This window comes from Massilia sp. YIM B02769, from assembly GCF_030411995.1.
GTDB lineage: Bacteria > Pseudomonadota > Gammaproteobacteria > Burkholderiales > Burkholderiaceae_D > Telluria.
Genome location: NZ_JASNRC010000015.1, coordinates 100,165 through 122,648 on the forward strand (window position 1 = coordinate 100,165; position 22,484 = coordinate 122,648).

Consider the following 22,484-nt stretch of genomic DNA (forward strand, 5'->3'; position numbering starts at 1 on the left):
GGAGTATAGCTGATTTGATGAATCTAACTAAGCACAACGTTTTAGAAACGAAAAGTCGTGATTAAAGCAACAAATATCGCAATTTAGGTTGCCAAAAAACAATTGATGGTGGACAATCTCCCGCAAATCCGTCAATCCGCGCCCGCCTGCGCGACTATTTATCCTTTTTCGCAACCAGGAGTAAACATGAACTTCTCCCAAGCCCGACTCACGGTCCGGCTGTATGCCGCGTTCGCCGCGGTCCTCGTCGTCACGCTGGTCCTCGCGGGCTTCGCCATTTCGCGCGTGGACAGTATCGAGACCGCGCTGGTCGAGGTGGAATCCTTCCACAACGCCCAGCTGGAACCGCTGTATGCCGCCCGTGAAGCGCTTGGGCAGACCGGCATGGCCGCGCGCAATGCCTTCATCTTCCAGGATGCCGCCGCCGCGAACCGCGAACTCGACATCCTCGACGCCCAGAAGGCGGCCTACCTGGCGGCGATGGCCAAGCTCGACCCTGTCCTGGCGGGCAATGCGCAGTATGCGAAGGTGAAGGAGGGGATGCTGGCAATGGCGCGCGAACTCGAACGTCCGCGCAAATACCGCACGGCCGGCGAGATGGACGCCTACGGCAGCTTCCTGGTGCAGGAATGCAGCCCGCTGCGGCGCCAGATCGTGGCCGACATCGCGGTGCTGGTGCAGGAGCTGCAGGGCCGTACCGGCGTGGCCGGCGCGGCCGCGGTGGCGGAGGCCTCGGGCGCGCGCTACTGGATCAGCGGCCTGGCCATCCTGTGCGCCTTGCTGTGCGCGGTGATCGGCTTTGCCATCTCGCGCAACCTGCTCGGCCAGCTGGGCGGCGAGCCGGCGTATGCCACCGACGTCGCGCGCGCCATCGCGCAAGGCCAGCTGCACCACCAGGTGGACACGCGCCGTGCCCGCCCGGCCAGCCTGCTGTCGGCCATGAGCGCCATGCGCGACAGCCTGAGCGGCATCGTGGCCAAGGTGCGCGGCGGCACCGATGCGATCGCTTCGGCCTCGGCCGAAATCGCCACCGGCAACCTCGATCTGTCGACCCGCACCGAGTCGCAGGCGGCGGCGCTGGAGCAGATCGCCGGCTCGATGAAGCAGCTGATCGGCTCGGTGCGCCAGAACGCCGACTACGCGGCCCAGGCCAGCGCTCTGGCCAGCGACGCCTCGAAGGTGTCGGTCGAAGGCGGCGCCACCGTGGACGGCGTGGTGTCGACCATGAACCTGATCCAGGAATCCTCGCGCAAGATCGAAGAGATCATCAGCGTCATCGACAGCATCGCCTTCCAGACGAATATCCTGGCGCTGAATGCGGCGGTGGAGGCGGCGCGCGCGGGCGAGCAGGGCCGCGGCTTTGCGGTGGTGGCGAGCGAAGTGCGCAACCTGGCGCACCGCTCGGCGGCGGCGGCCAAGGAAATCAAGGTGCTGATCGAGGACTCGGTGAGCAAGGTCGGCGCCGGCACGGCGCTGGTCGCGCAGGCCGGCGACACCATGCGCAAGGTGGTGATCGGAGTGCAGCGCGTGAACGAGATCATGGGCCAGATTTCCAGCGCCACGCGCTCGCAGGGCGACGACATCGAGCACGTCGACGCGGCCATCGTGCGCCTCGACGAGATGACGCTGCAGAACGCGGCCCTGGTCGAGGAAGCCTCGGCCGCGGCGCAATCGCTGCGCCTGCAGGCCGACGAGCTGGCGGCGGTGGTGAATACCTTCCAGCTCGAGGGCGCCGAGACCGTGGCCGGTGCGCAGCCGGTGCGCCGCGTGCGTGGGGCGGTGCCGGCGCTGGCGCACTGAGGCAGGGCGCGGCACGCTGCACGAGCCGCATGGTGGGTTCGAGAACCCACCCTACCTCGCGAACGTAGGGTGGGTTCTCGAACCCACCGCTTTGCAAGCACGAACGCCTATGGCATCAAGCGCGCGCCAGCGCCAGCAGCGGTCGCACGCGGCGCTTCGGCATCCAGCCTGAAGGTACTCACCAGCCGCGCCAGTTCGTCCGCCTGGCTCTGCATCGACTCCGCGGCGGCCGCCGCTTCCTCCACCAGCGCCGCGTTCTGCTGCGTCACCAGGTCCATCTCCGCGATCGCTACGTTCACCTGTTTCGAGGCGGTGGCGATCGCGCCGGTGCTGCCGCGTACCCGGCCGACCCGGACTCCATCGATGCGCCGATGCAGCCGAGTACAGCAGTCGTGTCAGGAAGATTGAGATGGATTGATGCCTAACGGAAAATTTGCAACATAACAATTTCTCGATGTTGCAATTGGCACAAGCGGGGAACGGCTTAGTTGATCTGCTTCTTGTCCGGCTGCACCAGGATGAAGGGGTGCACCACCGAGGCCCACAGGCCGACTTCGCCGGCGGCCCAGCTCTGGGCCTGCAGGTCTGATACCTTGGCGATCTTGCCTTCGCTCATCCAGCGCGCAATATTCTCCTTGTCGTCATGCGAGATGCGCACGGCAACGTCGACCAGGTCCAGCGTTTCGCTGACGTAGATCACATTGCCCTGGGCGAAGTGGCGCTCCAGCTCGTCCCACTGGACGCGGGCGGTTTCGCGGTTGACCTTGTCGTGCAGTTCGGTGTCGTTCTCTGGTTTGGTTTGCATAATGCTAGATAATCTCGATGCGCGGTTGCGGCGTACCCGCCCATGTTAACCGATAGGCCGGCCCCTTGCGCACATTGCCCACCAGCGCGGGGCGGAAGCAGGCCAGGTTGACGCCCTCGGGGCGGCGCACGCTCGGGTAGACCACGCCCATCGAGCCCGCCTCCAGCAGCTCGGCGGCCAGGGTTTGCGATGCGATATAACTTTGCGGATCGAGGCAGTCGACAAAATTCTCGATGCCGCGGATATCGTGGAAGCTGGCATTGAAATCGGCCAGCATCGCCTGGTAGGTCACGCTGTCGTCGAAGCGATTGATTTCCTGGTACTCGACCGTCTTGTGGAAACCGACCTCGGCCAGCGCCGTTTCGGCCTCGAAGGCGCAGTACCAGGCGCCGCGCGCGCCGTCGTTGAAGCGGCTGCCTTCCGGACGCGCATAGGTATAGGCCGCATTGATGATGCGGAAGTTCGGCAAGCCGAACACCAGTTCGTCGACGCCGATGCCGGGCAGCAGGTCGGCCTCGCCGCGCAGGCGCTCGTTGGTGGCGTTGTCGAGGTCGAACAAATCGCGCAGTTCCCCGTCGCCCTCGGCCAGCGGCGCCAGCACCGAATCCTCGAGGTCGGCGAAGCGCGAGGGGATCAGGCGGCAGGTGTCGAACTGGCGCAGCGCCGTCAGTTTCGGGACGACCGCCAAGATCACAGGCCTCCGCGGCGCGCGTCGAGCAGCTGGCGCACCGTTTGCATGGCCAGCAGCCCGCCGCCCAGCATCATCGCGAGCGGGGTGCGGCCGCCGAAGATGATGTTGGTATTCGGCAGGTTGACCCATTCGTCGGCGAGTTTGTTGCCGTACAAGATGTGCAGGGCCTTGTAGATGCCTAATAAATAGGATATGCGCGTAATGCGGTCGACTTCGAGCACGCGGTCGGGGTTCTTTTTCCAGTCGTAGAAACTGGACGCCGACAAGCCGCCGAGCAGTTCGCGCGCATCGTCGTCGCGCACCTGCCAGGCGGCGACCAGCTTGAAGAAGCCCTTCAGCGCCGACTGCGACAGGCGCTCGCGCTCGGCGCGCGAACTCAGGTCGACCAGCACGGTGGGTTCGAAACGGCTTTTCGGGTAAGCATAGGCGAGGTTCATGGTTTCCTCCGGTTTTGGAGTATTTATACTCCTTTTTCGGAGGGGTTGCAACTGCTGGTTGTCAAGCTGAATGGACTGTGACAGTATTGGCGCCGACTTGTCAAAAGGAAAAGGATATTTCCATGCATTGGCGATCGAAGGGGACCATCCTGGCAGTGCTGGGCGCGTTGGTGGCGGTGGTATTGGCCGCCTGCATGGCGCGCGGGGCACGCGGGACGCAGGACGAATTACGGCAGCAGGTGCTGGAGACCGAGCGCGCGTTCGCGGCCACCATGAAGGCGCGCGACTTCGATGCCTTTGGCGGCTTCCTGTCGAAGGAGGCGGTGTTCATGCAGCCGGGCGGAGCGAAGCGCGGGCGCGACGCGGTCACCCAGGCCTGGCGTGGCTACTTCGATGGACCGGATGCGCCGTTTGCCTGGGCGCCGGATGAGGTCGAGGTGCTGGATTCGGGGACGCTGGCCTACAGCAGCGGGCCGGTGACGGACCCGTCAGGCAAGCAGATCGGGCGCTTCAATTCCGTGTGGCGGCTGGAAGGGCCGGGGACGTGGAAAATTGTGTTTGATCGCGGGTGCGATTGCGGGCGGTGACCTGCCGTTGCAGGGTGGACCGGGCCGCGCAAGGCACCTGTGTCCACGCGGTACGACGGTTGAACTGTCGTACAACTTTTTTGGTCACCGTGTGCAAGCGCAGAGGACTTGCAGCTTCTGACGAGAACGCAACTGCACGACCGCGTGGGCTCGAAAGCCCACCCTACGAAACCCGGGCCACTACGCCGGTTCTGCGTGCTCCACCAACAACTGCACCTTGGTCACGCCGTTGTACTCGTTCGCATCGAGCCGGAACGCCACGCGCGCACGCTCGCCCAGGCCATCCGTATGGCCGAACCAGATCGCGTCGTAGCGCCGCCCATTTTTCTCCAGCAGCAGCTTCAGGTGCTTGTCCTTCAAGATCCGCTGGCTCATCACGCGGAATTCGTCGCAGAACACCGGCGGCGCAAAGCCTTGTCCCCACACCTGGCCATCGCACAGTTCGATGAACTGGGTCGAATAGAACTCGTCTTCCAGCGGCCCGTCGGTTTCGACCACGCGCTCGAGCTGCGCTTCGCTGAGCCAGGCGCGGCCGACGGCCTCGAAAGCCTCGCAGAAGGTGTCGAAATGCTCGGCCTTGATGGTCAGCCCCGCCGCCATCGCATGCCCGCCGAACTTGTCGATCAAGCCCGGCACGCGCTTCGACACCAGGTCGAGCGCATCGCGCATGTGAAAGCCCGGGATCGAACGCCCCGAACCCTTGATCAGCCCAACGCCGCCCGGCGCGAAGGTGATCGTCGGCCGGTAGAATTTTTCCTTCAAACGCGACGCCACGATCCCGATCACGCCCTGGTGCCAGCCTTCGTCGAACACGGCGATCGTGCTGCTGGCGGCCGGCTGGAAGTCGTCCAGGTGCAGCAGCGCCGTGTCCTGCATGTCGGCCTCGATCTCGCGGCGCTTCAGGTTGATCTCGTTGAGCTGCTGGGCAATCGCCCAGGCGCGGCCCTCGTCATCGGTGGTCAGGCACTCGATCCCGAGCGCCATGTCTTCCAGCCGTCCGGCGGCGTTCAGGCGCGGGCCGACGGCAAAGCCGAGGTCGAAGGGCGAGGCATTCCGTGCTTCGCGCCCGGCCACGCGGAACAGCGCCGCCACGCCCGCATGCATGCGTCCGGCGCGCATGCGCTTGATGCCTTGCGCGACCAGGATGCGGTTGTTGGCGTCGAGTTTCACGACGTCGGCCACCGTGCCCAGCGCCACCAGGTCGAGCAGGTTGTCGAGTTTCGGCTGGCTTTGCGCATCGAACACGCCGCGGCGGCGCAGCTCGGCGCGCAGGGCCAGCAGCACATAGAAGACCACGCCCACGCCGGCCAGGTGCTTGCTCGGGAAGCCGCAGTCCGGCTGGTTCGGATTCACGATCACGCGCGCCGGCGGCAGGGCGTCGCCCGGCAGGTGGTGGTCGGTGACCACGACCTCGATGCCGCGCCGGTTTGCTTCCTGCACACCCTCGACGCTGGCGATGCCGTTGTCGACCGTGATGATGACGTCCGGGTTCTTTTCGCGCACGGCCAGTTCGACGATCTCGGGCGTGAGGCCATAGCCGTGCACTACGCGGTCGGGGACGATGTAGTCGACGCGCGCGCCCATCGCGCGCAGGCCGCGCAGGGCGGTGGCGCAGGCGGTGGCGCCGTCGCAATCGTAGTCGGCGACGATGGTCATGTTCTTGTTCGCGGCGATGGCGTCGGCCAGGAACACGGCGGCCGCGTCGATGTGTTTCAGGCCGCCGGGCGGGACCAGGGCGGTCAGTTCGCTCGCCAGCTCACGCACATCAAGCAGGCCGCGCGCGGCGTAGATGCGCGCCAGCACGGGGTGTACGCCGCCCTGGCGCAGCATTTCGGAGGTGCGGAACGAACAAGGGCGGGTGGAGATGCGGGTTTTCACAGCAGGGATTCCAGGGTAATGCGGCGCCAGAACTTGCGTTGCGCCATGGCGTTGGTGGTGGCTTCGAGCAGGGCGTCGCGGTGGCTCAGCACCAGCTTCACCTCGCGGATGCGGCCATTCTTCAGGCTCTCCAGGATGGGGGCGAACAGCTGGGCTTCAAGCTGGCCCATGACGGCGACCCAGCCGCCCCAGTCGGCCGCAGCCGCATACGGCGCGGCGCTGCCGCAGACCAGTACCGTGTCGCCGTCGAGCGATGGCACGAACTGGCTCAGGTCGGCCGGCGCGTTGCCGGCCAGCCGCGCCAGCCAGGCAGCGGTGTCGACGCTTGCCAGTTTCGTACGCGGCTGCGCCGCACCGGCTGCGGCCGCACCCCATGGCCAGAAGGCGTTCACCACCGGCAGGCGGCGCGCTTCGCGGGCGGCGTTCACCGGATGCGTGTGCCAGAGGATCTGGATCTCGTTCTGCAGCCGGCGAAAGGCGGCGGCGCGCTCGCCCAGCGGCATCCAGTCCGTCAGGTCCATGCCGAGGGCCGCGTCGGGCGTGGCGGTGTCGAGACCGGCCCAGTCGTCGGCGCGCAGGAACCAGGTCTGGGCGTCGCCGTACAGCAGGGCGTGGCCGGCTTCCTCGACATACGGCTGCGCCGCATCGAACAGGGCGCGGCTATCGGCCTCGCCCAGGCCGAGCATGCGCGGGTCGCCCATCATCAGGTGGGTGCGTGCGATTTCGATATGCACCGGGTTGACGATGAACCAGGTGCCGCCGTTCATGTCCAGCCCGTAGGCGGCCATGGCGGCGGCGGCAAAGGCCGGCTGGCCGGCGGCACCCGGATTCAGGGCGCGCGCCAGCCAGGTTTCGTGGGGCAGGGCGCGCACGGACTCGTCGGCGGGCAGGCGTCGCTGCGCACGCGTGCGCGACAGCAGGGCGGCCAGCGCGGGCGCCTGCAGGGCACGCACCAGGTCGGGGGCGAATTCGGGAACGGGAAGGGCGGAGGGCAGAACAAGCGTAATCTGGGACATGCCGTGATTGTAGGCCAAAACGGCGGCCTCCACGCAGCGCGGCGCCGCCGGCGAGGAGCTGGGGCGACGGGGGCGTGACGCGGTTACCACAGCATTACCAGAGCGTCACCATCGCCGCACCTGAGTCGTACCTGAGCCGTGCGCCCTGTCATGGATGAGCTTTGCGTGGCATACTGCGAGATCAGTTGTCAAACTCTACAAATTTCATGAGCATCATCCAGAAACTGCCGTACGAATGGGCAGTCGGCCTGCGCTACACGCGCGCCGGCAAGCGCAGCGGACGGAATCGCTTCATCTCCTTCATTTCGATGATCTCGGTGGCCGGCATCGCGCTCGGCGTGGCCGCCCTGATCGTCGTGCTGTCGGTGATGAACGGCTTCCAGAAGGAAGTCACCGACCGCATGCTGTCGGTGCTGGCCCACGTCGAGATCTTCGACGTGCGCGGCGCCATGCCCGACTGGCGCGCGGTGGGGCGCGAAGCAGCGCGCAACCCGCAAGTGGCAGCCTCGGCGCCCTTCGTCGAGATCCAGGGCATGCTGCTGCGCGATGGCGTGATGAAGCCGGTACTGGTGCGCGGCGTCCTGCCAGGCGAAGAAGCCAGGGTCTCGGACGTGGCGCGCGAAATGAAGGAAGGCCGCCTGGACTCGCTCACGCCCGGCTCGATGAACATCGTGATCGGTCGCGCGCTGGCAGACGCGCTGCACGTGGGCGTGGGCGAGCGCGTGACCATGCTGCTCGGGACCTCCGGCACCACGGAGACTGGCGCCCCGGCCGCGCCGCGCACCCAGACCTTCATCGTCTCCGGCATCTTCGAGGCCGGCCACTACGAATTCGATTCCATGCTCGGCTTCGCCCACTTGCAGGATGCGGCGCAGAGCGTGGGCCTGGCCGGCCCGGTCGGCCTGCGTCTGCGCCTGCACGACCTGCACCAGGCGCCGCGCGTGGCGGCCGAACTGCGCCAGAGCATGAGCGGCGATTACGTGATGCGCGACTGGTCGCAGGTGAACAGCATCTGGTTCGCCGCCGTCGGCTCGCAAAAGCGCATGATGTTCATCATCCTGACCCTGATCATCGCCGTGGCCGCGTTCAACCTGGTGTCGACGCTGGTCATGACCGTCAAGGACAAGCAGGCCGACATCGCTATCCTGCGCACCCTGGGCGCCTCGCCGCGCTCGATCATGAAGATTTTTATTGTCCAGGGCACCCTGGTCGGCGTACTGGGCAGCGCGCTGGGCGTGGCGCTTGGCGTGGCGGTGGCGCTCAACGTCGACGTCATCGTGCCCGCGATCGAGCGCGTGCTCGGGATCCAGTTCATCTCGAAGGAGATCTATTTGATCAGCGAGATCCCGTCCGATTTGCTGTGGTCCGACGTCGGCGGCATCGGCGGCGTGGCCGTGCTGCTGGCCTTTGTCGCGACCCTGTACCCGAGCTGGGCGGCGGCGCGCGTGAAGCCGGCCGACGCCCTGCGCTATGAATGATTCCGTTACATTGAACCTACCATGAGCATCATCCACAAACTGCCGTTCGAATGGCTGGTCGGCCTGCGCTACACGCGCGCAGGCAAGGGCACGGCCCACAGCGGCTTCCTCTCGTTTATCTCGCTGATCTCGGTGGCCGGCATCGCGCTCGGCGTCGCCGCCCTGATCATCGTGCTGTCGGTGATGAACGGCTTCCAGAAGCAGGTGACCGACCGCATGCTGTCGGTGCTGGCCCACATCGAAGTCTTCGACACCCGCGGGGACATGCCGCAGTGGCGCGAAGCGGCCCAGCAAGCCTTGAAGAACCCGGCCGTGCGCGCCGCCGCGCCCTTCGTCGAATCGCAAGGCCTGCTGCAGCAGCGCGACGGCAACATGCGTCCGGCGACGATTCGCGGCGTGCTGCCGGAAGCGGAACGGAATATCTCGGATGTGGCCAGTACCATGGTCCAGGGCAGCTTCGATTCGCTCAAACCCGGCACCTTCAACATCGTGCTCGGCTACGCGCTGGCTGCGTCGCTGAACCTGCAGGTCGGCGACAAGGTCACCATGCTGCTGGCGCAAGCCCAGACCACGCCGGCCGGGATGCTGCCGCGCATGCGCAGCTTCACCGTATCCGGCCTGTTCCAGTCGGGGCACGCCGAGTTCGACGCCGGCATGGCGTTCGTGAGCCTGGGCGACGCCGAGAAGATGGAGCGCCTGTCGGCCCCGGCCGGCCTGCGCCTGCGCATCGCCGACATGCACCAGGCGCCGCAGGTGGCGGCCGAACTCGAAAAATCGATGCCGGGCGAGCTGGAAATGCGCGACTGGTCGAAGCTGAACGCCGTGTGGTTCGGCGCCGTACAGACCGAAAAGAAGATGATGTTCATCATCCTCACCCTGATCATCACGGTGGCCGCCTTCAACCTGGTCTCGACCCTGGTAATGACGGTGACCGACAAGCAGGCCGACATCGCCATCCTGCGCACCCTGGGTGCGTCCCCTGGTTCGATCATGAAGATCTTCATGATCCAGGGCGCGCTGGTCGGCATCCTGGGCGCCGTGGTCGGCGTGGTCGGCGGCACGATCGTGGCGCTGAACATCGATGTCATCGTTCCATTCATTGAACATTTGTTGGGAGTGCAGTTCTTGTCGAAGGATATCTATCAAAACAGCACCGTGCCGTCGGACCTGCGCTGGCCGGACGTCTTCAAAATTGGCGGTGTTGCCGTGCTGCTGGCCTTTGCAGCGACGGTCTACCCGAGCCGCTCGGCCTCGCGCGTGAAACCGGCGGAGGCGCTGCGCTATGAATAACGCGAACAACACGCCGGTGCTGGCCTGCCGCGGCCTCGGCAAGACCTTCAAGCAGGGCGACTACCAGGTGCAGGTGCTCGACAAGATCGACTTCGCCATCGCCCGCGGCGAGCGCGTGGCGATTGTCGGCGCCTCGGGTTCGGGCAAGTCGACCCTGCTGCATCTGCTGGGCGGCCTGGACACGCCGACTACCGGTTCCGTGACGCTGCTGGGCGAGGACTTCGCCACGCTGTCCGAAACCCGGCGCGGCGAACTGCGCAATTCGTCGCTCGGCTTCGTCTACCAGTTCCACCACCTGCTGCCCGAGTTCTCGGCCCTGGATAACGTGGTGATGCCGCTGATGATCCGCCGCGAAAAGCGCGCGAGCGCCGAGCAGAAGGCGCAGGCCATCCTGGAACGCGTGGGCCTCGGCAAGCGTGTGGTGCACCGTCCCGGCGAACTGTCGGGCGGCGAGCGCCAGCGCGTGGCCCTGGCGCGCGCACTCGTCACGGAACCGGCCTGCGTGCTCGCCGACGAGCCGACCGGTAACCTCGACCACACCACGGCGATGGCGATCTTCGATTTGATGCTGGAACTGTCGCGCACCCTCGGCACCTCGTTCGTGATCGTGACCCACGACATGGAACTGGCGCGCCGTTGCGACCGCGCTCTGCGCATGACCGAGCACGGGCTGCAGCCGCTGGAGGATTGACGCGATGTGGATCGACACCCACTGCCACCTGGACGCCCACGAATTCGGCGACGAGTCGCTGGAAGTCGCACGGCGGGCCGGCGAGGGCGGCGTGTCGATGATCGTCATTCCGGCGGTCGAGCGCGGCAACTTCGACGTGGTGGCGCAGCTCGCGGCAAAGTCACCGAACGCCAGCTATGCGCTCGGCATCCACCCGATCTACGTACCGCAGGCAACCGACGAGGACCTGGTTGCCCTGCGCGCCGCGGTCGAGCGGGCGTTGGACGACCCGCGCTTCGTGGCCATCGGCGAGATCGGGCTCGACTTCTTCATTCCCATGCTGTGCGAGCCGGCCATGCGCGCGAAGCAGGAACGCTTCTTCCGTGAGCAGCTGCGCATCGCCCGCGATTTCGGTTTGCCCGTGCTGACCCACGTGCGCCGTTCGCAGGACCAGGTGCTGAAGCACCTGCGCCAGGTAACGCCGCCGGGCGGCATCGCGCACGCCTTCAACGGCTCCTTCCAGCAGGCCGAGGCCTATATCAAGCTGGGCTTTCACCTCGGCTTCGGCGGCGCCATGACCTTTACGCGGGCGCTGCAGATCCGGCGCCTGGCAGCCGAACTGCCGTTGGCTGCGCTGGTGCTGGAAACCGATGCGCCGGACATTTCGCCGAGCTGGATTCATCCGGGGCGCAACAGCCCGGAGCAGCTGCCGGCAATCGGCGCGGCGCTGGCCGAACTGCGCAGGATGAATGAAGCCGCGCTGCGGCAGGCGGCGTGGAATAATTCGCTGGCGGCGATACCACGCCTGGAGGCGCTGCTGGTTTCATGAACCGTTGTTGCGGGAGCTAGGGATGATGTTCAAGCGGATGCTGTCGATCACGGTACTGTTCTTCCTGCCCGCGCTGGTGCTGGCCGCGAGCGATGTCGACATCGTGTTGGACACGCCGACCGGCAAGCTGGCCGGCAGCCTGCTGCTCCCCACGGCAAAAGGCCCGGTGCCGGTCGCCCTGATCATCGCCGGTTCCGGCCCCACCGATCGCGACGGCAATTCGAACATGCTCCCCGGCCGCAACGACAGCCTGCGCATGCTGGCGCAGACGCTGGCGTCGAACGGCATCGCCTCGGTCCGCTACGACAAGCGCGGCATCGGCGCCAGCGCGGCGGCCATGGGGAGCGAAGCGGCGCTGCGCTTCGAAACCTATATCGACGATGCGGCGGCCTGGATCGCGCGCCTGAAATCCGATCCGCGCTTCGGCAAGGTGGCCGTGATCGGGCATAGCGAAGGCTCGCTGATCGGCATGGTCGCAGCGAAGAAAGAAGGTGCGGATGCCTTTGTGTCGATCGCCGGGCCCGGCGCGCCGCTGCAGTCCGTACTGCGCCGCCAGCTGGCCGGCAAGCTGCCGCCCGCGCTGAACGAGGAAAGCGAACGCGTGCTCGGCAAACTCGAACGCGGCGAGCTGGCCGGCGAGGTGTCGCCGATGCTGGCGGCGTTGTATCGCCCGAGCGTGCAGCCCTACCTGGTCTCGCAGTTCCGCTACCTGCCGGCCGAGCGGATCGCCGCGCTGACAATCCCGGTGCTGATCGTGCAGGGCACGACCGATATCCAGGTGGCCGTGGAAGATGCGCAGGCGCTAAAGGCCGCCTATCCACGGGCGCGCCTGGAAATTGTCGAGGGCATGAACCACGTGCTCAAGCTGGTGCCGGCCGGCCCGACCCAGCTGGCATCGTATGGCGATCCGGCACTGCCGCTGGCGCCGGCATTGAGCGCCGCGCTGACATCCTTCCTGCATGAGGAACTGGCGCGTTAGTCAGTTAGATCGCCCTCGCCAGTGTGAATATTCACACTGCGTCCTGCGACAACGCCACCTTCGTTTAGTTCAGCTGCTACACCCCCGGATACGCGTGATCGAAAGCAATCAGGTATTGTCGGGTTCGTGCGACCATTTCGTTTTCAACCAGGGAGACGGAATTGGACAGCGCGAGCGAGTTCCTCCGCGTGCTACAGCACGAGAAGTCACTGAGCACCGCGCACCGCGCCCTGCGCCTGCGCCTTGCCCATGCCGAGGAGCTTGCCGACGACATCCTGCTGCCCCAGCGCTTCACGGGCAGCGAAGCCATCTGCGGCGGCCTCGAATACCGCGTCTCCTGCGTCGCCAGTGATCCGACGCTGCCGCTCAAGGAACTGATTGCGCTGCCGGCCGAGCTCCAGGTCGTCACCGACCGCGGCCAGCTGCGCAGCATCTGCGGCATCGTCACCGAGGCCAGGTCCGGCGACAGCGACGGCGCCCTGGCCACCTACCAGCTGGTGCTGCGCGACGCGCTGTCGGTGATGGAAAAGCGCGTCAACAGCCGCATCTTCCGCTTCCAGAATGAGCTCGAGATCGTGCAGGTGCTGTTCGACGAATGGCGCCACGCGAACGCGGTGCTGGCCGGCGCCTTCGAGTACGAACTCGACCCGCTGCTCGACATGCGTTTGTACCCGCCGCGCGAACAGACCATGCAGTACAACGAATCCGACGCCGCCTTCGTGCGCCGCCTGCTGCGCCGGCGCGGCATTTCCTGGACCGTGCGTCCGGGCCGCAGCCGCAGCACCTCGGTCGACCCGCTGCACGACCGCATCCCCGCGCACACGCTGGTGCTGTTCGCCGACGCGAACCACCTGCCCGAAAACGCGGCCGGCACAGTACGCTACCACCGCGACGACGCCAGCGAAGAACGCGACACCATCACCTCCTGGGGCGCGGCGCGCACCCTGCAGCCGGGCAGCGCCACCCGCCACAGCTGGGACTACAAGAATCCAGGCGGGCAGCAGTTCATGTCGACCACGGCGCGCGCCAGCCTCGACCAGGGTGGGCACGGCAACGGCCTGGCCGCCAGCCTCGACGACTACCTGATCGACACGCCGCACGCCGGCAACGACGTCGAGGACCACTGGCGCCTCGGCCAGCTGCGCATGCAGCGCCACGAATTCGAGGCCAAGTGTTTTCATGGCGAAGGCAGCGTGCGCGACTTCTGCGCCGGCCAGTACTTCACCTTGCAGGACCATCCCGAGATCGACACCCATCCGGCCGGCGAGCGCCAGTTCGTCATCACCGAACTGCGGGTCAGCGCGCGCAACAATTTGCCGGGCGACCTGTCGGCGCGGGTCGACCGGCTGCTGGCGCAGAACGGCTGGTGCGCCTTGCCCGTCGGCGCGGACGACCCGGCGGTGCAGGTGCGCTTTACCGCCGTGCGGCGCGGTGTGCCGATCGTGCCGGCCTACGATCCGCGCGTCGACCTGCCGCATCCGCAGCTGCAAAGCGCGCTCGTGGTGGGGCCGCAGAACGAGGAAGTCCATTGCGACCGCCTGGGCCGCGTGAAGATCCGCTTTCCCGGCATGCGCACGGCGGACCACGAGCATGCGCACGGCGCCGGGGCATCCGGCAGCGCCGCCGATTCCGCCTGGGTGCGGGTGGCATCGAACTGGGCCGGGAATGGGCCGGGCAGCCAGCAGCAGTTCGGGGCGCTGACCCTGCCAAGGGTCGGCACCGAGGTGCTGGTGGCCTTCCTCGGCGGCGACCCGGACCGGCCGGTGATCCTGTCGCAGGTGTTCAACCAGAACGGCGAGCCGCCGGCGCTGAGCGCGAATGGGGGCTTGCCGGGGAATCGTTATCTGTCCGGTCTGAAGAGCCGGGAGATCGGCGGGCAGCGGGGGAACCAGTTGCGGTTCGACGATACGCGCGGGGAGATCAGCGCGCAGCTGGCGAGCGAGCATGGGGCCTCGCAGCTGAACCTGGGGTGGCTGACGCATCCGAAGGAGAACGGGATGGCACAGCCGCGCGGGGAGGGGGCGGAGTTGCGCAGCGATCGTTCGGTTGCGATTCGAGGACGTGAAGGCATCCTGCTCACTGCCGAAGCGGCGCCCAAGGCAGAAGGCGCGCAGCTTTCCCGGCCCGGCCTGAACGGTCTCGCCGGCCTGATGGAGAGCATCGTCGACGAAGTCGCCAAGCTGGCGGCCCAGCATGCCGGCGACGATCCCGACGCCGGACGTCTTGCGGCACTCGCCGACAGGCTGCGACGCTGGGACGAGGGGTCGAACGTTGCGCAGGGGGCCGGTGGCGGCGCGCCGATGGTCGCGGTCTCGGCGCCGGCAGGCGTGATCCTCGCCAGCCAGGACCACGTCGCCCTCGTGTCCGAGCATGAGTTCGACGTCGTCAGCGGTGGCAACGTTGCGGCATCCGCCGGCCAGAATATCTTCTTGCGCGCGGCACGCGGCATCAGCGCCTTTGCCCATGCGTTCGGCATCAAGGTCGTCGCAGCGCGTGGGAACGTGAACGTCGAGGCCCATCAAGGCGACGTGGAGGTCAAATCGTCGCGGCGCATCACACTGATTTCGGCCGAGGCGATTCATATCGAAGCTCCTGCCATCCGGATTGTTTCACAGGGTACGCAGACAGACTGGGCAAACGGCACGATCGTCCAGCAAAGCACCGGAGAACAGTCGTTCAAGGCGAGCGGTATTGTCAATGCCGGGCCTGGGGGCGGCACACCGACACAGCTCGACTTCGCGAAGTCCGCAATGCGTACCGACGAACGTCTTGTACTCCGTAACCTGCAAACGCGGGAACCGATTCCCGACCAGGGATATATCGCTCACCTGAGCGATGGCAGGACGATACAGGGCGTGAGCGACAAGCAAGGGCGCACCTCCCTGGTCCCAAGCGACGCGCTGGGACCAATCCGCTTCGAACTGCTGCCCAGCGTCAGCTAGACAGTCATCAACGGGGTGATCATGGCAGAGAGCACCAGACCCTTACCGCCTCTCATTCCTCTGTCCCATGGAGGTTGGGAAGCGCGTTCTGTCCTGTCATCGGCGGAATACACGATCCGCGGCTTGGGCCTGATGCCTGCAAATACGGTCATTCCTGTGATTGTTGTTCCCGGCATTATGGGTACGAACTTGCGGGCGAAGCAAAAGCCGCGGCTTAGCCGACTCCCGGATGAGAGAAACAAGCTTGTCGCACCAGGCAAGATCGTGTGGCGTCCACCAAATGGTAAATCCGAAGGATGGCGCGAGTCGAGCAGGTGGGACCAGCGATCGCCTGCCGACCGGCAAAGGCTGTTCGACGCTGCGACCCTGGAGGTGGACGATGGCGGAATCATCGTTCTCCCAGACGCGCAGGATGAGTACACGCTGACCGAGGACGAGGTGCGCCAGCGTGGCTGGGGCGAGGTGCACGCGGATTCCTACGGGGAGCTGCTGTATGCGTTACAAACCAGGCTGAACCAGACGTTTGGGTATGACGACCAAGCGGAAAAGCGGTTTGTTAACCAGCACTGGAAAGAGGTGATGGCTTGCGATCCTCGCCGATGGGGCTTGGCAACGTTTGCGCCGTTAACAGAAGCTCAACTTGAAAAGCACGCGCGGGTTTATTACCCGGTCTATTGCGTTGGATATAACTGGCTCGAAGACTGCGAGGTTTCGTCAAAACGCTTGGAAAAGCGTATTTCCGAAATACTGGAATCGTGGATTAAAGCGAAACGTCGCTGCGAGAAGGTCATTCTCGTCACCCATTCGATGGGTGGGCTGGTTGCAAGAGCATGTGCGAGGCGCATTCCCAATGTTATCGCGGGGGTCATTCATGGGGTCATGCCAACGTTCGGAGCACCGGTGGCGTATCGGCGTATCGCATGTGGGACGGAGTCATCCAGTCCAAGTAACGGATTAAAGGAAGAAGTCACCGCTTTCCGGATGGGCAAAATACTGGGGCAAACGACAGAGCGGACCAGCGCGGTTTTGACGACGTCCCCTGGTGCGCTCGAGCTTCTCCCTAACCATCTCTATCCAGCGCCTTGGCTTCACGTCCGCGTAACGAAAGTCTCCAACCCAGCTGTTCGAACGAATTATGAAATAAAAGGAAGCCTTTCGCCGACAGTCGAAAAGACAACTGATCTTCTGCACTTGCCGAGCGAGATCGCTCCGAATCCTTATGATCTATACCGAGATATGCGCCGCTGGTATCGATTGGCTAACCCGGCAATCGCCGATCCCGCAAGAATGTACCGGCAGCTGCCTGGTGGTGTGGAACACGTGATCCGGGCCGCTATCGATACCGCAGAAACCTTTCACCGAACCCTAGGGAACTATTATCACCCTAATACCTACGCCTTTTATGGCAGCGATCGGGCCAAACTCTCGTATGGACAGGTTCGCTGGGTAGCGCGCCAATGGGAAGCTGGTACCACTGCTCTCACGACCTCAAATGTCGTAACTGCCCAGTATTTAGGTCACACCTCCAGCGGCGAACGTCGCGTACTCGTGGCTGGCAAGGCGGAATTGAGTTTTGAACCCGAAGCACAGGATGGACCAGGCGACGGGACCGTTCCGCGGCAATCTGGCATAGGTCCGACTGGTCATGTGAAACAGGTTTTCGAAGTCCGGGGCGTCGATCATCAAGAGTCATTCAAAAATAGCGACGTGCTGTTGCTGACGCTTCGCTTGATTGTAAAGATTGCCCAGGAGTCGTCGTGAAGCGCCTGATCCAGACGGGGCTGGCCACGTTGCTAGCCGGGATCGTGATCGTAGGCTTGGCGGGAGCATGGGCTGCGGGCGCAGCCAGGGATAAGCGCGAGGTAGATCGAATGACTGAAAAGATGAAGACAGTATGCGTCGGAAGGGCTCTGGTCGACATGCCGGAGGAGGCCGAAGTCGAACTGACGCATCCACGAATAGAAGGATTCGATATCGTCACGTTTTCTGAGTCGAACGAAGAATTCCACTCTCGTCTATCTCAGCGCGAGGCGTATATCCGTTCAGTCCCGGACCGTCTTGGAGGAAACAAGAATCTGGAAGTGGCGAGGGAGATCAAGACCGATCACGGTGTTGCCGGAAGATTTTTTGTACATGGCAGAACTGTAACCGAGGGACAATCGTCCGACGGTATCACGGTAGAGCGCTACCGCTACGAAGCGGTCGCAGTCGAAGCACTGGTGCACGTCGATGGAATCAGCATCGATATTTCAGCGAATCAGTACGGTGTAGATGCGGTAGAAGCGCTGCCTCAACTGGTTGCCCAGCTTATCCCGAACCCAGCAAACAAAATTCCAACGGAACCAGGTTTTTGCATTGATAGGGCTTATTTTCGCGATCCACTATCGGCGGCGCAGGGTGAGGAGGTCAGATTAATGGCGCGCTTGCCAAATCATCCCGATATCGAGTTCATGCTGATCTCCGCAGCAGGGGTGAAACCCGAAGAGCAAGGCCTCTTGGAAAGAAACGCCGAGTCACGCGCAGACATGTCGGCAGCGGAGAAGATGCACGTATCGACTATTCGTGCAGCCGTACGCACGATTTCCGGACTCAAGGGAGACGAGGTAATTGAAAGATTTGTCGAAGATAATGCAGCGACCGTGTATAGCTTTTGGTGGGAAGTCGGAGGCACGGAAGATAATGTGTTTATTCCTCATATCTCATTTACTATGGATACAGGGAAGGGGGAGCATGGCCCTACCCCATCATCGTTATCGGAGGGAGTGGCGCTTGGCCTCTGGGATAAAATTTCTTCAAGTTTCAGGATACGTCCCACTGTCGCCCCAAAATTGGCTGTCACCGAACCCCTTGCAGTTCCTATTGGAACTCAAACCCTGGCAGGTGAATCGTGTCCCCACAGTGGATGGTGGCTGTGCAGCGAGCCTGGCGGCGGCATGAGCGTGCTTGGTGGGCAACGCCAGTACCTGTGCAAAGGCCAGAAGATGCCGCAAGCCTTGCTGCTGCCGCCACAAACATTGTGGCAGCGTATGCGCGGCTTGCAGTCCAGTTATGAGGTCGATACGCGTACTGCTTGGAAGTTGGTAGACAAGCGCGAGCGTGATCGGGGCGTGCCGAGATTGCCTCTGGCGCAGGCCACCCTTGCCGCCCAAGCCAGCGGCAGTCAGCTGAGCGGCAAGGTCCTGTCAGGCACCGGACCAGGTGTTGCTATCGGGTGTATTTCCAAGACAGGCATGCAGTGTCCGGCCTCCGGCTGGTGGCGCTGCGAAGAATCGCATGCGTTAGACGGCACACGCTGGTTCGCGGTCGGGAGCTTACTGCCGGCTGCCACATTCGAGATACCCTCCGCCGCCTTCGGGCGGACGTTTGGCAGGGCGCAGGCGATCCAGCGCCGCAGCGTATGGCAGTTGGTACGGCACGCTGGAGCACCGGGGACTGGCGCGACATCATCTCCCGATGATGAGCAGCCTCCCGTGGTCGCCTGAATTCGCCTTTTACCGGACCTGATTGCTACCTGGGCTTGGTAGTTAGGCGGCACTGCACAATACTGTTCAACAGACGCGCGAGGCGGTGCAATGAAAAGCTATCTAAAGTTCTGGTGGATTGCGGTTTTGTTCGTAGGCGCAAGCATAATCCACGGAGCTGGGACTGTTGCAGACATGCGCGATCAACGCGAAGTTGCCCGCATCACGAAACGGATGAAGACCATATGTGTCGGCAGGTTTTTAGTTGACCTGCCGGAGGAGGCGGAAGCCGAACTGATTCGGCCACGGGTCGATGGATTCGAAATCAACTCGTTCCACGAGTCGGGAGATGAGTTTCACTCGCGTGTCGCCGAGCGCGAATCTCAGCTTAGGGCCGTACCGGATCGTCTGGCCGGCGTCAACAATCTAGAAATCGCACAAGAAATAAAAACGGAAGCTGGTCTGGTTGGAAAGATATTTGTGCACGGCCGCACCGTGACCGAAGGGACACGGGCCAACGGACTGGAGATCGAACGTTACCGCTACGAAGGGATTGATCTAGAGGGATTGGTACATGCTGGCGGGGTCAGTTTTGATATCACTGGGTCGAGTTTCAGCCCGCGGTATGTAAACGACCTGCCCAAGCTGATCGCTCAGCTGATACCAAACCCTGTCAATCAGATTCCGACAGCATCGGGATTTTGCATCGATCGTGCTTATTTCCATGAGCCTTTGTCCGTGAGTCAGCGCGAAGAAGTCGTTTTGGCAGCTCGTCTTCCTAGTCACCCAGATATGGAATTCCTGCTGATCGTCGCAGCCGGCGTCACACCTGCGGAAAAGGGCTTACTCGAACGAAATCGCGATTCGCATGGATGGATGTCGATGTTTGAAAGAAGCAATGTGTCAACAATTCGTGCTGCTAACCGAAGCATCGACGGCATTGCGGGCGATGAACTCGTGCAACGGTTCTCCGAAGACAATTCAGCCACTGTGTACAACTTCTGGTGGGAGGTTGCTGGTACGAGGGACAATGTGTTCGTCCCGCATATTTCGTTCACTATGGACACAGGAAAGGGTGAGCACGGACCCGTGCCATCGTCGCTGTCACAAGACGTCGCGCTTCGTTTTTGGGACAAGATCTCATCCAGCATCCGGGTACGGCCAAGCGTGGCAGCAAACGCCATTCCAACGCAAGCACGCCTGACACCTGCCAGCGCCAGCTCGCCGGATCGCGCGCCACCTCCTCGCTGAACCCCACCCTCAATGCGCTGCGCCATCCTCGGCTTCGTCGCAGGCGCAGCCTTCCTGCAAACGCGCGCGGCCTTGCCCGACCCCTGGCACCTACTCGCCTGCGCCCTGGCCGCATTCGTCCTGCTGCTGGTCCTGCGCGGTTCCTTACGCCCGGCCTGCGCTGCCTGCGCCGGCAGCCTGCTCGGCTTCTGCTGGGCCGCCATGCTGGCCCACGCCGCGCTCGCGCACGAACTGGGCAAGCGCGACGAAGGACGCGACCTCGACGTGATCGGCACGATCGCCAACCTGCCGCATGACTTCGGCGAGGGCGTGCGCTTCCAGTTCGATGTCGACACGGTGCTGGACACGACGGCGCGCGTGCCGCCCAAAATTGCCCTGTCCTGGTACGGCGCCGGCGAACAGATCCAGCTACGCCCCGGCGAACGCTGGCGCCTGACGGTGCGCCTGCAACGCCCGCACGGCAACGCCAACCCACACGGCTTCGACTACGAAGCCTGGCTGCTGGGGCAGGGCGTGCGCGCCACCGGCTATGTGCGCCCGGGCGCTAGCAACCGCCGGCTCGATGCGTTCGTCATCAGCCCATCGTCCCTGGTCGAACGCTCCCGCGATACGCTGCGCGCCCGCATCCTGCACGCCCTCGACGGCAAGCCCTACGCCGCGGTGATCGTGGCGCTGGTGATCGGCGACCAGCGCGGCATCGAGCAGGCCGACTGGGACGTCTTCAACCGCACCGGGATCAGCCACCTGGTGGCCATCTCCGGCCTGCACATCACGATGATCGCCGGACTGGCCGCGTATGCCGCCGCCAGCCTGTGGCGCCGTTCGTTCTTCACCAGCGCGCAGCTTCCCTTGCTCCTGCCGGCGCAAAAAGTGGCGGCGCTCGCGGGCGCCAGCGCCGCGCTGCTGTACGTGCTGCTGGCCGGCTTCGGCGTGCCGGCCCAGCGCACGCTGTACATGTTGTCGGTGGTGGCGCTGGCCTTGTGGTGCGGGCGCCTGGCCAGCGTGTCGCATGTGCTCTGCCTGGCGCTGGGCCTGGTGGTGCTGCTCGACCCATGGTGCCTGCTGTGGCCGGGCTTCTGGCTGTCGTTCGGCGCGGTCGGCGTAATCCTGTATGTCGGCGTCGGGCGGATCGCGCGCAACGAGAAGGGCTGGCGCGGCGCGCTGCGCTTGGCTGCACGTACCCAATATGCGGTCACGCTCGGGCTGGTGCCGATCACGCTGCTGCTGTTCGCGCAGGTGTCGCTGATCGGCCCCTTGGCCAATGCGGTGGCGATCCCGGTGGTCAGCTTCGTGGTCACGCCGCTGGCGCTAGCGGGCAGCATGTTGCCGGCGCCCGTGTCGACGCCGCTACTGCTGCTTGCGCACCTGGCCATCGAGTGGCTGGCTGTGGCGCTGGGCTGGCTCGCCGGCCTGCCGTCGGCCGTCTGGAGCGCACCGAGTCCGCCGGCCTGGCTGTTCCTGCTCACGCTGCTTGGCACGGTGTGGATGCTGGCCCCGCGCGGCTGGCCGCACCGCTGGGTCGGCGCAGTGTCGTGGCTGCCGCTGTTCGCCTTGCTGCCGACGCATCCGCCAGCGGGCCAGTTCCGCGTCACCGCCTTCGACGTCGGCCAGGGCATGGCGCTGCTGGTCGAGACCGAACGCCACCGCCTGCTGTACGACACCGGCCCGCAATACGCGCCTACCCAGGACGGCGCCACGCGCGTACTGCTGCCTTACTTGCGGGCGCGCGGCATCCACCGGCTCGATGGGATGATCGTCACCCACAGCGACATCGACCATGCCGGCGGCGCACTGACGCTGCTGGATGCGCTGCAGGTGGACTGGATGGCGAGTTCCCTGGCTCCGGGACATCCGGCGGTGCGCAAGGCGGCGCATCACCGCCGCTGCGTGGCCGGCCAGCGCTGGACCTGGGACGGCATCGCCTTCGAGATGCTGCAGCCATCCGCAGCCAGCTACGAGGATGCAAGCTTGAAGGCAAACGCGCGCAGCTGCACCCTGCGCATCTCGGCGAACGGCCGCGCCATCCTGCTGGCGGCCGACATCGAAGCCGCGCAGGAAGCGCAGCTCCTGCAAGCGATGCCCGACAAGCTGCGTGCCGATGTGCTGCTGGCGCCGCACCATGGCAGCGGCACGTCGTCGACGCCGGCCTTCCTGGCAGCGGTCCAGCCCAAGATCGGCGTGTTCCAGGTCGGCCACCGCAATCGGTACAAGCACCCCAAAAGACAGGTCTACGAACGCTACGGCGAGCATGGCATCCGCCGCATGCGTACCGACGTATCCGGCGCCCTGGTGTTCGACTTCGGCGCCGACATCACCGTGCGCGAATACCGCCGCGACGAAGCCCGCTACTGGTTCGACCGCTGAGTAAAA

18 protein-coding genes are annotated in these 22,484 nt (G+C 64.6%); 12 read left to right on the forward strand and 6 right to left on the reverse strand.

What is annotated here, in order from left to right; translation table 11 throughout:
* The first annotated feature begins 186 nt into the window (after window positions 1-186).
* Complete coding sequence (locus tag QPK31_RS22235) at window positions 187-1,800, forward strand: methyl-accepting chemotaxis protein (protein WP_290425071.1); 1,614 nt, start codon at window positions 187-189, stop codon at window positions 1,798-1,800.
* A 107-nt stretch (window positions 1,801-1,907) separates the two neighbouring features.
* Here QPK31_RS22235 and QPK31_RS22240 read toward each other — a convergent pair whose 3' ends face one another.
* The 4 genes from QPK31_RS22240 to QPK31_RS22255 form a co-directional block, all read right to left on the reverse strand.
* Window positions 1,908-2,099, reverse strand: a complete 192-nt coding sequence (locus QPK31_RS22240) for a hypothetical protein (protein WP_374045835.1) — start codon at window positions 2,097-2,099, stop codon at window positions 1,908-1,910.
* 185 nt (window positions 2,100-2,284) lie between these two features.
* Window positions 2,285-2,605 carry a DUF2288 domain-containing protein gene (locus QPK31_RS22245; protein WP_290425072.1) on the reverse strand — a complete coding sequence of 107 codons (321 nt, stop codon included), beginning with the start codon at window positions 2,603-2,605 and terminating at the stop codon, window positions 2,285-2,287.
* 4 nt (window positions 2,606-2,609) lie between these two features.
* The gene (locus tag QPK31_RS22250; protein ID WP_308634197.1) at window positions 2,610-3,293 is read right to left on the reverse strand and encodes an RES family NAD+ phosphorylase; all 684 of its coding nucleotides are present in this window, start codon (window positions 3,291-3,293) and stop codon (window positions 2,610-2,612) included.
* A gap of 2 nt (window positions 3,294-3,295) precedes the next feature.
* Window positions 3,296-3,733, reverse strand: coding sequence for an MbcA/ParS/Xre antitoxin family protein (locus QPK31_RS22255; protein WP_290425074.1), 438 nt, complete (start codon window positions 3,731-3,733; stop codon window positions 3,296-3,298).
* Between the two features lie 122 nt (window positions 3,734-3,855).
* Between QPK31_RS22255 and QPK31_RS22260 the strand changes: the two genes are divergently transcribed.
* Window positions 3,856-4,320 (forward strand): nuclear transport factor 2 family protein, encoded by a 465-nt coding sequence (locus QPK31_RS22260; protein ID WP_290425075.1) that lies wholly within the window; start codon window positions 3,856-3,858, stop codon window positions 4,318-4,320.
* Between the two features lie 180 nt (window positions 4,321-4,500).
* On the opposite strand, the gene recJ is transcribed toward QPK31_RS22260, so the two are convergent.
* Entirely contained in the window at window positions 4,501-6,150 is a 1,650-nt protein-coding gene (gene recJ, locus QPK31_RS22265; RefSeq protein ID WP_290425112.1) for a single-stranded-DNA-specific exonuclease RecJ, read from the reverse strand.
* Between the two features lie 44 nt (window positions 6,151-6,194).
* Entirely contained in the window at window positions 6,195-7,214 is a 1,020-nt protein-coding gene (locus QPK31_RS22270; RefSeq protein WP_290425076.1) for a hypothetical protein, read from the reverse strand.
* A 206-nt stretch (window positions 7,215-7,420) separates the two neighbouring features.
* On the opposite strand from QPK31_RS22270, the gene QPK31_RS22275 reads away from it, so the two are divergent.
* The 10 genes from QPK31_RS22275 (at window position 7,421) to QPK31_RS22320 (ending at window position 22,478) form a co-directional block, all read left to right on the forward strand.
* Complete coding sequence (locus tag QPK31_RS22275) at window positions 7,421-8,692, forward strand: lipoprotein-releasing ABC transporter permease subunit (RefSeq protein WP_290425077.1); 1,272 nt, start codon at window positions 7,421-7,423, stop codon at window positions 8,690-8,692.
* A 21-nt stretch (window positions 8,693-8,713) separates the two neighbouring features.
* Window positions 8,714-9,982 carry a lipoprotein-releasing ABC transporter permease subunit gene (locus QPK31_RS22280; RefSeq protein ID WP_290425078.1) on the forward strand — a complete coding sequence of 423 codons (1,269 nt, stop codon included), beginning with the start codon at window positions 8,714-8,716 and terminating at the stop codon, window positions 9,980-9,982.
* Window positions 9,975-10,673: a lipoprotein-releasing ABC transporter ATP-binding protein LolD gene (gene lolD / locus QPK31_RS22285; RefSeq protein WP_290425079.1), complete on the forward strand. Its 699-nt coding sequence runs from the start codon at window positions 9,975-9,977 to the stop codon at window positions 10,671-10,673. Before QPK31_RS22280 ends, lolD begins: the two co-directional genes overlap by 8 nt.
* A gap of 4 nt (window positions 10,674-10,677) precedes the next feature.
* On the forward strand, window positions 10,678-11,481 hold the full coding sequence (locus QPK31_RS22290; protein ID WP_290425080.1) for a TatD family hydrolase: 804 nt from the start codon (window positions 10,678-10,680) through the stop codon (window positions 11,479-11,481).
* A 22-nt stretch (window positions 11,482-11,503) separates the two neighbouring features.
* A complete protein-coding gene (locus tag QPK31_RS22295; protein ID WP_290425081.1) occupies window positions 11,504-12,460 on the forward strand; it encodes an alpha/beta hydrolase in 957 nt (318 codons plus the stop codon).
* Between the two features lie 161 nt (window positions 12,461-12,621).
* Entirely contained in the window at window positions 12,622-15,402 is a 2,781-nt protein-coding gene (locus tag QPK31_RS22300) for a type VI secretion system Vgr family protein (RefSeq protein ID WP_290425082.1), read from the forward strand.
* Window positions 15,403-15,423: 21 nt separating this feature from the next.
* Complete coding sequence (locus QPK31_RS22305) at window positions 15,424-17,163, forward strand: triacylglycerol lipase (protein ID WP_290425083.1); 1,740 nt, start codon at window positions 15,424-15,426, stop codon at window positions 17,161-17,163.
* Window positions 17,160-18,884, forward strand: a complete 1,725-nt coding sequence (locus QPK31_RS22310) for a T6SS immunity protein Tli4 family protein (protein ID WP_290425084.1) — start codon at window positions 17,160-17,162, stop codon at window positions 18,882-18,884. Before QPK31_RS22305 ends, QPK31_RS22310 begins: the two co-directional genes overlap by 4 nt.
* A gap of 90 nt (window positions 18,885-18,974) precedes the next feature.
* Entirely contained in the window at window positions 18,975-20,114 is a 1,140-nt protein-coding gene (locus QPK31_RS22315; protein WP_290425085.1) for a T6SS immunity protein Tli4 family protein, read from the forward strand.
* A 12-nt stretch (window positions 20,115-20,126) separates the two neighbouring features.
* Window positions 20,127-22,478: a DNA internalization-related competence protein ComEC/Rec2 gene (locus tag QPK31_RS22320; protein ID WP_290425086.1), complete on the forward strand. Its 2,352-nt coding sequence runs from the start codon at window positions 20,127-20,129 to the stop codon at window positions 22,476-22,478.
* Window positions 22,479-22,484: the final 6 nt, after the last annotated feature.